The sequence below is a fragment of the Pseudomonas sp. ZY71 genome, assembly GCF_036542145.1.
Classification (GTDB): Bacteria; Pseudomonadota; Gammaproteobacteria; order Pseudomonadales; family Pseudomonadaceae; genus Aquipseudomonas; species Aquipseudomonas koreensis_A.
The window spans coordinates 3,935,982-3,949,012 of record NZ_CP144274.1; the positions used below are offsets into that span (position 1 = coordinate 3,935,982).

The 13,031-nt window shown below is 59.9% G+C and carries 9 protein-coding genes; 6 read left to right on the top strand and 3 right to left on the bottom strand.

The features are described 5' to 3' along the window. The first annotated feature begins 177 nt into the window (after positions 1-177). Both VY732_RS17520 and VY732_RS17525 read left to right on the top strand, forming a co-directional pair. Entirely contained in the window at positions 178-1,716 is a 1,539-nt protein-coding gene (locus tag VY732_RS17520) for a cryptochrome/photolyase family protein (protein WP_331691310.1), read from the top strand. Between the two features lie 127 nt (positions 1,717-1,843). Then, positions 1,844-4,306 carry a PAS domain-containing protein gene (locus tag VY732_RS17525; RefSeq protein WP_331691311.1) on the top strand — a complete coding sequence of 821 codons (2,463 nt, stop codon included), beginning with the start codon at positions 1,844-1,846 and terminating at the stop codon, positions 4,304-4,306. On the opposite strand, the gene VY732_RS17530 is transcribed toward VY732_RS17525, so the two are convergent. Beyond that, positions 4,268-5,815 (bottom strand): sensor domain-containing diguanylate cyclase, encoded by a 1,548-nt coding sequence (locus VY732_RS17530; protein ID WP_331691312.1) that lies wholly within the window; start codon positions 5,813-5,815, stop codon positions 4,268-4,270. The genes VY732_RS17525 and VY732_RS17530 overlap by 39 nt on opposite strands. Positions 5,816-6,080: 265 nt before the next feature. On the opposite strand from VY732_RS17530, the gene VY732_RS17535 reads away from it, so the two are divergent. Further along, the gene (locus VY732_RS17535) at positions 6,081-7,337 is read left to right on the top strand and encodes an MFS transporter (protein WP_331691313.1); all 1,257 of its coding nucleotides are present in this window, start codon (positions 6,081-6,083) and stop codon (positions 7,335-7,337) included. A gap of 211 nt (positions 7,338-7,548) precedes the next feature. After that, a complete protein-coding gene (locus VY732_RS17540; RefSeq protein WP_102899157.1) occupies positions 7,549-8,571 on the top strand; it encodes an alpha/beta hydrolase in 1,023 nt (340 codons plus the stop codon). An 85-nt stretch (positions 8,572-8,656) separates the two neighbouring features. Here VY732_RS17540 and ycaC read toward each other — a convergent pair whose 3' ends face one another. After that, entirely contained in the window at positions 8,657-9,289 is a 633-nt protein-coding gene (gene ycaC / locus VY732_RS17545; RefSeq protein ID WP_007915995.1) for an isochorismate family cysteine hydrolase YcaC, read from the bottom strand. 211 nt (positions 9,290-9,500) lie between these two features. On the opposite strand from ycaC, the gene VY732_RS17550 reads away from it, so the two are divergent. Both VY732_RS17550 and VY732_RS17555 read left to right on the top strand, forming a co-directional pair. Beyond that, on the top strand, positions 9,501-11,087 hold the full coding sequence (locus VY732_RS17550) for a sensor domain-containing diguanylate cyclase (protein WP_137216541.1): 1,587 nt from the start codon (positions 9,501-9,503) through the stop codon (positions 11,085-11,087). A gap of 135 nt (positions 11,088-11,222) precedes the next feature. Beyond that, positions 11,223-11,969 carry a response regulator transcription factor gene (locus VY732_RS17555; protein ID WP_331691314.1) on the top strand — a complete coding sequence of 249 codons (747 nt, stop codon included), beginning with the start codon at positions 11,223-11,225 and terminating at the stop codon, positions 11,967-11,969. 288 nt (positions 11,970-12,257) lie between these two features. Here VY732_RS17555 and VY732_RS17560 read toward each other — a convergent pair whose 3' ends face one another. Continuing rightward, positions 12,258-12,623 (bottom strand): DUF6124 family protein, encoded by a 366-nt coding sequence (locus tag VY732_RS17560; protein ID WP_331691315.1) that lies wholly within the window; start codon positions 12,621-12,623, stop codon positions 12,258-12,260. Positions 12,624-13,031: the final 408 nt, after the last annotated feature.

Genomic DNA, 13,031 nt, shown 5'->3' on the forward strand with positions numbered 1-13,031 from the left:
CAGTCAGCCAACATGTTGAATGTGACGACGCCTTCGCGAGCAGGCTCGCTCCCACAGGGGGATGTGAATATTCACCGCACAAAAACCTATACACAGACTACAATCTGTACAACTATCTGGACTTAGTACCTAAACGTCCACTCGGCAGCCTGCTGCTCACTATGCTGAATCCGTGAAATGAACAAACCCCGTCGGCTGTGCCTCGTGCTGGGTGACCAGTTATCGTTTGATCTGGCTTCATTGGCCGGTCTGGATCGCGAACAGGACCGTGTGCTGCTGGTCGAGGTCATGGAAGAAGCCAGCCACGTTGCTCATCACCCACAGAAGATCGCCCTGATCTTCAGCGCCATGCGTCACTTCGCTAAGGCGTTGGAAAACCAGGGCTTCCAAGTGCAGTACGTGACCCTCGACGACCCGCACAACAGCGGCTCGGTGCCCGGCGAATTAAAGCGCTGGCAGGCGCTACTGCAAGCGAACGAGGTGCACCTGACCGAATGCGGCGACTGGCGTCTGGAGCAATCACTGAAGGATTGTGGCTTGCCGATCCACTGGCATGCCGATAACCGTTTCCTCTGCAGCCGCGACGAATTCCGTGCGTGGGCCGCTGGCAAAAAGCAGTTGCGCATGGAGTTCTTCTACCGCGAGATGCGCCGCAAAAGTCGTCTGCTGCTCAACGGCGATGGCACGCCAGTCGGCGGCGCGTGGAACTTTGATGCTGACAATCGCAAAGCCCTGCCCAAATCCGTCAAGGCGCCCTACCCGGCGGGTTTTACCAACGATGCAATCACCCTCGAAGTGCTCGCACTGGTCAAGGAACGCTTCGCCAGTCACTACGGCAGCCTCGATGATTTCAACTATCCGGTGACCCATGCCGATGCCCAGGCATTGTGGGCGTACTTTCTCGATTACGGCCTGGCCGGATTCGGCGATTATCAGGACGCCATGGCCAGCAACGAGCCGTTTCTGTTCCATGCGCGCATCAGCGCTGCACTGAACATTGGCTTGCTCGATCTGCGTCAACTCTGCAGTGACGTGGAGTCGGCCTACTGGTCCGGCACCATCGCGCTGAATGCCGCCGAAGGCTTCATCCGCCAACTGATCGGCTGGCGCGAATATGTGCGGGGCGTTTATTGGCTGCACATGCCGGAATACGCCGAGGGCAATGCCTTCGGTAACACGCGGCGCCTGCCAGAGTTTTACTGGACCGGCGACACGCAAATGAACTGCATGCGCCAGGCCATCGGCCAAAGCCTCAAACACGCCTACGCCCATCACATTCAGCGCCTGATGGTCACCGGCAATTTCGCCCTGCTCGCCGGCATCGCGCCGAGCCAGATCTGTGAATGGTATCTGGCCATCTATATGGACGCGTTCGACTGGGTCGAGCTGCCCAATACCCTCGGCATGGTCATGCACGCCGACGGCGGTTACCTCGGTTCCAAGCCTTATTGCGCCAGCGGCCAGTACATCAACCGGATGTCCGACTACTGTCGCGACTGTGCCTACTCGGTGCGCGAAACCACGGCTGACAACGCCTGCCCGTTCAATGCCTTGTACTGGCATTTCCTGATGCGCCACGGCGACCTTCTGCGCAGCAATCAGCGCATGGGCATGATGTACAAAAACCTTGATCGCATGCCGTTGGAAAAACAGCAGGCTTTGTGGCAACGCGGGCAAGGGCTGCTCGACAAACTGGATCGCGGCGAATCGCTATGAACGCGCGCGAGCCTTCATCCCTGTGCAACTTAAACATGAGGCCCCGGGTCAATGGCTCACAAAGCTTGTGAAGCAGAGGGCTTGAAACACGCCAATTGAACGCAAGCCAACCATCAACGCATGAAGGGTGAACATCCTGAAACAGCTTACTCGCGAGGAGCTTGAGTCTGAGGTCACGCGCCTGCGTCTGGCCGTCAAGGCGACCTGCGACGCCGTCTGGGACTGGGATCTGAAAACCAATCAGGTCATCTGGAACGACTCGCTGCAACAGGCGTATGGCTACGCGTCAGCAGCCATCGAGCCGACGTGTGACTGGCGATTTGCGCAGATTCACACGCAGGATCGCTCGCGCGTGACCACCTCGATTCGCTCGGCGATTGACGGCTCCGGGACGACCTGGAGCGCTGAGTACCGCTTCCTCTGCCACGATGGTTCATACGCCGAAGTGCTTGACCGTGGACATCTGATCCGCAATGCCGATGGCCAGGCCGAACGCATGATCGGTGCGATGCTCGACCTGACCCGTTCGCGCAGCGCCGAAACCGCACTGCGCCAGAGTGAAGAGCGCTTCAGCACCATTCTGGAGACCATCGAGGCGGCGTTCGCCATCGTCAAAGTCAAATTCGACGCCGACGACCACCCCATCGATTACTACTTTGTCGAGGCCAACCCGGCATTCGAACGTCAGGCCGGGGTCAACCTGCGGGGCAAGTGGGTCACCGAGTTTGCGCCCAACCTGGAGAAATTCTGGTTCGAAACCTACGGCCATGTGGCCAAGACCGGCGAGCCGGCCAACTTCGAGAACTACGCCAATACCTTCGAACGCTGGTTCGATGTGCGCGCCGTCCGCGTCGGCGACCCGGCCGATCGGCAGATTGCGATCTTCTTCAGCGATGTCACCGAACGCCGCGACGCGCAAGAACGCTTGCGCATCAGCGAAGCGGTCGCTCGGGAAAACGTCGAACGTGTCCAGCTCGCCCTCGCCGCCGGCGCCATTATCGGTACCTGGCACTGGCACCTGCCCAGCGATCGTTTCAGCGTCGATGAAGCCTTCGCGCGGGTGTTCGACCTCGACCCGGCCTGGGGTCTTGACGGTCTGAGCCTGGAACAAGTGGTGATGACCGTGCACCCGGACGACAGGGAAGGACTCACCACCGCGATCAACGAAGTCATTGCCCGGGGAGGTGCCTATTCGCACCAATACCGAGTGCGCGGCGCGGATGGCAAATACACCTGGATTGAAGCGAACGGCCGCGTCGAGTGCGCCGAAGACGGCACGCCTTTGCGCTTTCCCGGCGTGCTCATCGATGTCGAAGACCGGCGCAACGTCGAAGCTGAGCGCGACCGGGTCACCGCCGCATTGAAAGCCCTCAACGACACACTGGAACAACGGGTCTCTGCGCGCACCGCCGACCTGATGCAGGCCGAAGAAAAGTTGCGCCAATCGCAGAAGATGGAAGCGGTCGGGCAGCTCACCGGCGGTCTGGCCCATGACTTCAACAACCTGCTGGCGGGCATCTGCGCATCCCTTGAGCTGATGGACAAACGCATCGCCCAGGGTCGCCTGAACGACATCGACAAATACATGCAGATCGCCCAGGACGCCGCCAAACGCGCCACCGCCCTGACCCATCGTCTGCTGGCCTTCTCCCGCCGCCAGACCCTCGATCCACGGCCGACTGAAGTCAACGCACTGATTGCCGGCATGAGCGAACTGATCCAGCGCACCGTCGGCCCGAGCATTCGCCTGAAGACGGTCGCCGCCGCCGATCTGTGGCCAGCACTGGTGGATGCCAGTCAACTGGAAAACGCCCTGCTCAACCTGTGCATCAACGCTCGCGACGCGATGCCCGATGGCGGCAGCATCATCGTCGAGACCGCCAATCGAACCCTGGATGCTGAATCGGCGCGCGTACGGGAAATGCCCGAAGGCCAATACCTGTGCCTGTCGGTCGCCGACACCGGTACCGGCATGAGTGCGGAAGTGATCGCCAAGGCCTTCGACCCGTTTTTCACCACCAAACCGCTGGGCCAGGGCACCGGTCTCGGGCTGTCGATGATCTACGGTTTCACCAAGCAATCCGGCGGGCAGGTACGGGTGCAATCGACCGTGGGTCAAGGCACCATCATGTGCATTTACCTGCCGCGCTACGTCGGCGAAACGCAGCGCAATCAGGATGACGCGCAAAGCTCGGCAACCCTGCAGGCAAAGACTGGCGAGACCATCCTGATTGTCGACGACGAACCCACCGTCCGCATGCTGCTCAAGGATGTGCTGAACGATCTCGGCTACAACCTGCTCGAAGCGGCCGACAGCGTTGAGGGACTGGAAGTATTGCGTTCCAGCGCGCACATCGACCTGCTCATTACCGATGTCGGTTTGCCCGGCGGCATGAACGGCCGGCAGATGGCCGATGCGGGCAGGCAAATCAGGCCGAAGCTGAAGACCTTGTTCATTACCGGGTACGCGGAAAACTCGGTGATCGGCAACGGTCAACTCGGCCCGGGCATGCAGGTGCTGACCAAACCGTTTGCCGTCGACACGTTGGTGTCACGCGTCAGTGGCCTGCTGACCATCGACTTCGATTGAAGGTTGCGCAGCGAACCTCATGAACCTGTTGCGCCCTGCCGTTTTCGCTTGATACAGCGCTTGATCGGCGCACTCGATCAGAGCGCTCACCGGATCCAGCTGCGGACCGCGCGCAGCGGCGATGCCGATGCTCAGGCTCACGCGGGCCACGGGACTGTCAGGGTGGGCAATATTGGCGTACTGCAAGCGCTCGATTATCAGCTGCGCCACCACCTCGGCACCGTCAATATCGGTGTCGGGCATGATCACCGCGAACTCTTCACCACCATAGCGCGCCACCAGGTCCGACGGCCGCCGCACACACGCATCCAGCACGCTACCGACGGTTTGCAGACAGGCGTCGCCGGCAACGTGCCCGAGCGCATCATTGAACCGCTTGAAATAATCGATATCGATCATCAGCAACGCCAGCGACGAGTTGTTGCGCTGTGCCCGCCGCCCCTCTGTGGCCAGGGTCTGGTCAAAGCAGCGCCGATTCGCCAGACCGGTCAGCGCATCCTTCATGGCCAGCAGTTCCAGCTGTCGATTGGAACCGAGCAACTGCTGCTGAGCGATGCGCAGTTCGCCTTCAATCTGGGTCCGGCGACGGATGTCGAGGATCAAGAACCAGCCGATCAGACCGGTAAGCCCCAACAGCCCCGCCACCACCACCGCCGACAGCAGTGCCTCGGTTCGCCACGCGGTGAGCGCTTCACGCTTGCCGATGGCGACCGTGGTGATCAGCGGCAATTTCTCGCTTTTGCGGAAGGCGTAGAGGCGTTCGACGCCATCCAGGCTGGAGGTATACGACGCGGTACCGACCGATTGATCGACCAGGTATTTGGCGTAGATCGGCGACTTGGAAAAGTTGCGGCCCATGTCCTGCTCGCGGAACGGATAGCGCACCAGCAACGTGCCGTCGGTGTACGACAAACCGATAGCACCTTCCTGCCCGACGTCGAGTTTGCCGAACAGGCGCAGGAAGTTTTCCACGCCCAAGGTCACGGCCACCACCCCGGCAAACTCGCCACGATCATCGTTGAAACGGCGGCTGACGGTGATCACCCACTCCTGATTGGAGCGGCTGCGTATCGGTGGCCCGATAAAAGGTTCGCGGCTCGGGTCGTCGCGATGATGAATGAAATAGGCCCGATCACTGCTGTTGGCACCCGCCGGAATCGGTCGATTGGACGACATCAGCCAATGGCCCTGACGGTCATAGATGGTGATCCCGCTCATTTGTGGCATCAACGGCTGTTGGCGGTTGATCAGCGCACCCAAGCGCTGGATCTGCGCGGGGCCACTGCCTTCGGTTTCCAGGCGCTCGACCAGCCCGAGCAACAGCAGCGAACTTTGCCGGACAATGCCCTCGGAATAGGTCTCGAGTGCCTGGGTCAGGTTCAACCCGTGCACATTGACTTCCTCCAGCGCGCGATCGCGCGAGGACAGCACTTTCCAGATGGTCAGCGACGCCAGGGAGCAGCCGATGACCAGCAGCAAGAGGATGACGAGGTGGGTATCACGCTTCACGAAAGTACCTAATGGAAAGTCCGGTTTCCGGTTCCGGCCGTTACTGATTCAAGGCAATAACAGCGGTCGTATGTCCTCGACCGGCGCAAGGATACAAGTAGCGCGACGAACGCGCAGCAACCATGTGACGGAACGTCGTTTTCAACCCCTTGGCGTTGTTTCGCAACGACACGGCGGCGGCCTGCAACTTATATTCGTGGCCGCAGGTCATTAGGCTTGCTGAGGTTGAATCCATCCGCAAACCTCAAATATTGAAGATACCGCCGTGGCCGCTGACCTCGATCGCCGCAACAACCTGTCACTGGACAGCCTGAACTTTTTCCTCGCCGACGTGCGCGACGGTCTCGGCCCCTATCTGGCCATTTACCTGTTGGCGGTGCATCACTGGGAGCCGGCCAGCATCGGCCTGGTGATGACCATTGCCGGGGTCGCTGCACTGATCACCCAGACACCCGCCGGCGCCTGGGTCGACAACAGCCGGCGCAAACGAGCGTTGATTGCGATCGCCGCGCTGCTGGTGACCGGCAGTTGCTTGCTGCTGCCGTTCGTGACGTCCTTCACGTGGGTGGCGTTGACGCAAACCCTGAGTGCGATGGCCGCCTCGATATTCGCCCCGGCCATTTGTGCGATTACCCTGGGCATGACCGGGCCACGGGCGTTCACCCGGCGAACCGGGCGCAATGAAACCTTCAATCATGCCGGCAACGCCTGCGCCGCCCTCCTCGCCGGCGTATTCGCCTATCTGTTCGGCCCGGTGGCGGTGTTCTATCTGATGGCGGCCATGACCCTGGCCAGTGTCATCGCCATCGCCTGCGTATCGCCAGAAGCGATCGACCATGATCAGGCCCGCGGACTCGATCCCGCCGACACTGGCCATCACCAGCCTTCCGGTTTATCGGTGCTGCTGGGCAACCGCTCGCTGTTGCTGTTCGCCATTTGCTGTGCGCTATTCCACCTCGCCAACGCGGCGATGTTGCCGCTGGTGAGTCAAAAACTTGCGCAAGCCAATTTGCAGATGGCCACCCCGCTGACCTCGGCCTGCATCGTCGCAGCGCAACTGGTCATGGTGCCGGCGGCATTACTGGTCGGGGCGAAAGCCGATCTGTGGGGACGCAAACCGCTGCTGCTGGCCGGATTTCTGATCCTGCCGTTGCGCGGTGTGCTCTATACGCTGTCGGACGATGCTTACTGGCTGGTCGCGGTGCAGCTGCTCGACGGCGTCGGCGCCGGTCTGTTTGGCGCCTTGTTTCCGATCATGGTCAAAGACCTCACCCAGGGCACCGGCCACTTCAACGTCAGCCTCGGCGCACTGACAACGGCGTTCGGACTCGGCGCGGCGTTGAGCAACGGACTTGCAGGGTTCGTTGTGCAAGAGGCCGGTTACAGCGCGGCGTTTCTGACCCTGGCCGGTATTGCGGCGGTGGCGGTTGTCTTGCTTGGGGTCGGGGTTCCGGAAACCCAGCGCAACGGTCGTCAGGCTGAAACCGGAGTGGTTGAGGCCAGCGCTGAATCCTCAGCGTAATTCATCGGCTGCCCCCGCTCTCTCATCGCCGCCATATCTACTCTGCACGCCGCGCCAAACGGCCGCGGCGGATGCGCGCGGCGTTGAAAATCCAGATTCAGTGGATCAGGCAAGCAATCCAGAGGAATGCACTACGGCGCTGAGGCGCTGATCGAGAGAATGTTCGGGCACAGGCTCAGACGAATAAACCCTCAATCGCAAGGACATTCCAGTGAAAGGTTTTTGCTTGGCCTTCGGGCTGCTCTTCAGTACTTTTTCAGCCATGGGAGCCGATATGTCGAACGGCGCAGACAACTTCTACACCAGCGATAAAGTGACCGTGGAAAAGGTCACCTTCAAGAACCAGTACGGGATGAAGGTCGCAGGCAATCTGTTCAGCCTGAAGAACCTTGACCCGCAGTCAAAAAATGCCGCGATCATCGTCGGCCACCCGATGGGCGCGGTGAAAGAGCAAAGCGCCAATCTCTACGCGACCAAAATGGCCGAACAGGGTTTCGTCACGCTGTCGTTCGACTTGTCCTTCTGGGGCGAGAGCGAGGGCCTGCCACGCCAGTCGGTTGCACCGGACATTTATGCCGAAGACTTCAGCGCGGCGGTGGACTTTCTCGGCACTCGCCCACTGGTTGATCGCGAGCGTATCGGCGTGATCGGTATTTGCGGCAGTGGCAGCTTCGCCATCAGTGCCGCCAAGATCGACCCACGTTTGAAGGCGATTGCCACCGTCAGCATGTACGACATGGGTGCTGCCAACCGTAACGGCCTCAAGCATTCGCTCACGCTAGCGCAACGCCAATCCATCATTGAACAGGCGGCGCAGCAGCGTAACGCGCAGTTCTGGGGCGGCCCGGTCCGCTACACCGGCGGCACACCGCTGAAACTCACCGGCAACGCCGTGGGTGACGAGTTCTACGATTTCTACCGCACCCCGCGTGGCCAGGTCACTCCGACCGGCGCTTCGCCGCAGACCACCACCATGCCGACGCTGGTCAGCAATGTGAAGTTCATGAACTTCTACCCGTTCAATGACATCGAGAGCATCTCCCCGCGTCCGCTGCTGTTCATTGCCGGTGCTCAGGCGCACTCCCGCGAATTCAGTGAAGACGCGTATCAGCGCGCGGCCGAGCCCAAAGAGCTGCTGATCATTCCAGGGGCCGGCCATGTCGACTTGTACGACCGGGTCAACCTGATTCCCTTCGCCAAATTGACCGAGTTCTTCAGCCATAACCTGAAGTAACACCATCGCGGCGCTGCCAGCGCTTTAAAGCGCAGACACGAAAAAAGCCTGCTTTCAAGGCAGGCTTTTGTTCGGTCGCGCAGGCTTACTTCTGCTGAGCAGTCAGCGCCGAGTAGCTGTTCATCAGGTTGCGGTAGTTGGGGATCCGCTGCGACAGCAGATTGCCCAAGCCTTCAATATCGTTGCGCCAGTCGCGGTGCAGTTCACAGGCCACCGAGAACCAGTTCATCATCTGCGCACCGGCCTGGGTCATGCGGCTCCACGCGGCTTGTTGCACGGTGGTGTTGAAAGTGCCGGAAGCATCGGTCACCACAAACACCTCAAACCCTTCCGCCAGCGCTGACAAGGTCGGGAACGCTACGCAGACATCCGTGACTACACCGGCAATGATGATCTGCTTGCGCCCGGTGGCTTTGATCGCTTTCACAAAATCTTCGTTGTCCCAGGCGTTGATCTGGCCAGGGCGAGCGATGTACGGCGCATCCGGGAACATCTCTTTCAGCTCTGGCACCAGCGGGCCGTTCGGGCCTTGTTCGAAACTGGTGGTGAGGATGGTCGGCAGTTCGAAGAACTTCGCCAGATCAGCCAGGGCCAGCACGTTGTTCTTGAACTCGTTTGGCGAAAAGTCCTGCACCAGAGAAATCAGGCCGGTCTGGTGATCAACCAGCAGCACGATGGCGTCGTCTTTGTTGAGGCGGTTGTAGGTTGGAGTGGTCATGGTGGGCGTCCCTTTTGAGTTTTTGAAGTTGTTGTTGCGTTCAAGTTGGGTACAGATTACTGACGCACGAGGACGGGATAAATCGGCTGAAAAGCGTTTCACCGTCCACTCAAACAGGACAATTCAACGACGGCGCGCGCTCTGTTCCGAACTTTTTGGCGATCCTTGTCATACTGTTGCGATGCATTACGTATGAGAAAAGGAGATGTTCATGCTCGGACGCCGTCCGCCAGAGCCGAACACCGAAGACCCGGGCAGAGCCGCCTCTGCCCGCAACGCCGTGCGCGCCGGCTCGACATTCCGCCTTACGGTCAGCTTTATGCTGGTGGTGGTACTGGCCTTTCTGACGGTCGAGAGCTGGCGCACCTGGCGCGACTATCGCGCTGCATTCGCCTCCGCGCGCGATTCGGTGACCAACCTGGCCCGCGCCACTGCACAGCATGCCGAAGACACCATTCGGCAAATGGATGTGCTGACCGCCGCCCTGAGTGAACGTATCGAAGGCGATGGCCTGCAGAACCTCGACGTGCCGCGTATTCACAAACTGCTGGTGCAGCAATCGAAAATCATGCCGCAGCTGCATGGCTTGTTTATCTACGGCGCGGATGGGCAGTGGCTCGTCACCGACAAGGAAGTCACGCCCGAGACCGCCAACAACGCCGATCGCGATTACTTTCAATACCACCGCAGCCATGATGATCGGCAGGTGCGCATCGGTGATGTGGTGGAAAGCCGATCGACCCATGACCTGATCATTCCCGTCTCCCGTCGTCTGAACAATCCCGACGGCTCGTTCGCCGGGGTGCTGCTGGGCACGGTCAAGGTCAGCTACTTTGTCGACTATTACGGCGACTTCAGAATCGATGACAAAGGCGCACTGGTGCTGGCCAGGCGCGACGGCACCATCCTCGTACGCCGGCCGTTCATCGCCTCGGTGATCGGCAAAAGCCTGGCCAACAGCGAGATCTTCAAGGTCTACCTGCCCAACGCCAACGCCGGCATTGCGCAAGTCCGCGCGGTGGTCGACGACACTGAGCGGTTGTATGGCTATCGCGCGCTCACCACCTATCCGCTGGTGGTCGAGGCCGGGCTTTCACGGGATTCGATCATCGAACCGTGGCAGCAGGATTTGCTGAAAAACGGCTTCGTGCTGGTGTTTCTGATTTTGGTGCTCAGCGGTTTCGGCCTGGTGGTGCTGCACCAGTTGCGCCAGCGCATGGCCATGGAGCGGGAAATTCGCTACGCGCACCAGACCATGCGTGACATGGCGCTGACTGACAGCCTCACCGGACTGGGCAACCGCCGACGTCTGGACAACGCGCTGGTGGACGAAATCCGTCTGGCGCGGCGACAAGGTTCGGCGCTGTCATTGATCATGCTCGATGTCGACCACTTCAAACGCTACAACGACCAGTATGGCCATGCGGCGGGCGATGATTGCCTGAGCGCTGTCGGGCAGGCGATCCAGCAAGCGGTCAAACGACCGAGCGACCTCGCGGTGCGCTACGGCGGCGAAGAGTTCACCGTGCTGCTGCCCAACACCGACAATGCCGGCGCCATTCAGGTTACCGAAGACATACTGCAGGCCATCCGTGCACTGAAACTGGAGCACGCCGGGCATCCATTGGGCTATGTCACCGCCAGCGCCGGGATTACCACTTGGCATCCAGTCGATGACACGGTAACCCCAGCGACCCTGTTGAAAGCAGCCGATACCTGCCTGTATCAAGCCAAGCAGCAAGGCCGCAACCGCTGGTGCTCACAGGGCAAGCAACCCGACATCGCGGTTATGAGCTAATAACACCTTCATTAAACCGTCGCTCAAACGTTGTACTAGGATAGGATCCAAGTCTGCGGTATTTCGTCGACCAAGGAGATCGTCGACAGTGCTGCAGACGTTTTTGAATTAACGCTTCTCAGGGATGACACGCATATGAACTCACACTTGTTCCCCCACATCGGCAAGGTCATTGCCAGCACAGGCAGCCGGCACTTTCCGCGCATGCTGCATGACCTGATCCTGACGCAACTGGCGGTAGACGCCACGCACATCCGGCAGATGCGTGTCGAACCGCTGGGCCGCGCGTCGAGCCGCAGCGAGCGTGAGCCGCTGAAAGAGCCGGCCCTGCTCGCCGAAACGGTGTTTTCCGAACACAGTGCGGCGGCCCACCATTTACAGAATCCGCCGGCCGCGACCAGCGCGGACGCCTCGCAACTGCACCTGACCCGGCGCAAGGACGGCTACCGCTACGTGATTTCGGTGTATCGCAACGACGAGTCGCAGCGCTTTTCCGCGCAGGAACGCAGCCTGTTGCAGGACATTTCCCCGGTGCTGCTGCCGATGGTGGAAAAGCACATCAACGCCCTGCAACCGGCCACTCCTGATCCGCAGACCACGTCCGAAGCAGCCGAAGGCAACGGCCTGGAAACCTTGCGCCTACGCTTTGACGAACGCCTTGAGCAACTGGGGCTGAGCCTGTCCAACCGCGAAACCGAAGTATGTGTCGGCCTGCTCGCCGGGCGCACGGCGCCGGAATTGGCGGAACAATTGGCGTTGAAGGTCAACACCGTCGAGAGCTATCTGAAACGTGCGGCGATCAAGTTGGGGATCAGCGGGCGGCATTCGTTGATGCGCTGGATGTATTCGCCGTTGGAGGCGTTGGCGTCGAGTGCGGCTTGATACGCAGGGATAGTGTGGGTTTCGGTTTTTTGGGTGTGTCAGTGAGATTCCCCCCTCACCCCAGCCCTCTCCCCCCAAGGGGGGCGAGGGGGAAAGGGAGCCGATCTTTGTGCTTTTCAAAACCAGAGTTCGACGTGGTATTTCAGGTCGGCGTACCTCGAAAGAACACCGCGGTCAGTCCCCTCTCCCTCTGGGAGAGGGTTAGGGTGAGGGCAATCCCGCGACGTGCTCCAATGCCTGATTCACCGGCAATTCCCCAGCATCACCACTCGCGCGACAGTTTCGCAATTAGTTGGGCAAGCGCTGATTGTCGAGGACGCGACTCACCACCAATTCACTCAACATGATCACCTGCTGCAGGATCAGCATTTTCTTGCGGTGAGGGCTGTCGACCGAGTCAGCAAGGTCGCGGGCCATGTCACTGGCCGAGGACAGCGATTCGTAGGCTTCAACGAGCAGGGTTTCGTCGTCGACGGAGGGGTCGATCAGGTAGATCTTGCCGGTTTTGCGGGTGGGTTTTGAGGTTTTGAGCGAGGAAGGGTTTAAGTAGAAATTGATCGCCCGTTCTGTGGCCTCTTTGATGTTTTGAGGTTCGAGCGCGGCGTCGTAGGGGATCGGATCGGTATCTGGTGGGTTGGGTGTGGCTTTGAACATAGATAAAGTCTCGTATCGAAATTAACCGGAGCCATCACTTTCGCTACCAAACGAAGGTGGCGGCCATGCGCGGGTTGGTAGACCGGTCGATACGGAAACCCGGCGCTCATGAATGAGCCCCACGCATGTCCACCATATAAAACGCAGCCGCAAAAAGAGACTGCATAAGGTGGCGCCATACGGCGGTACCGAAGCGGGCTACCAAACCCGATCACTGATTTGCAGTGACAGGCAAACGATATATCCCGACCCATAGCCGCGTAAGCCGGCGGATTCTGGCGTACGCGTAGGTAACGACGCAAGGTGTTGTAGGCGGTATGACGTAACGGTTCGTGTAATTTAAACGCGCTCACGGCGTGGTGTTTATTGATGGAAATACTGGATGGCGGTGGTTCCAGGTTTTGCGGT

Excerpts from the sequence above, each read along its gene's own strand:
- VY732_RS17520 (WP_331691310.1), top strand. The coding sequence starts at position 178 with ATGAACAAACCCCGTCGGCTGTGCCTCGTGCTGGGTGACCAGTTATCG.
- ycaC (WP_007915995.1), bottom strand. The coding sequence starts at position 9,289 with ATGACCACTCCAACCTACAACCGCCTCAACAAAGACGACGCCATCGTG.
- VY732_RS17550 (WP_137216541.1), top strand. The coding sequence starts at position 9,501 with ATGCTCGGACGCCGTCCGCCAGAGCCGAACACCGAAGACCCGGGCAGA.
- VY732_RS17555 (WP_331691314.1), top strand. The coding sequence starts at position 11,223 with ATGAACTCACACTTGTTCCCCCACATCGGCAAGGTCATTGCCAGCACA.
- VY732_RS17560 (WP_331691315.1), bottom strand. The coding sequence starts at position 12,623 with ATGTTCAAAGCCACACCCAACCCACCAGATACCGATCCGATCCCCTAC.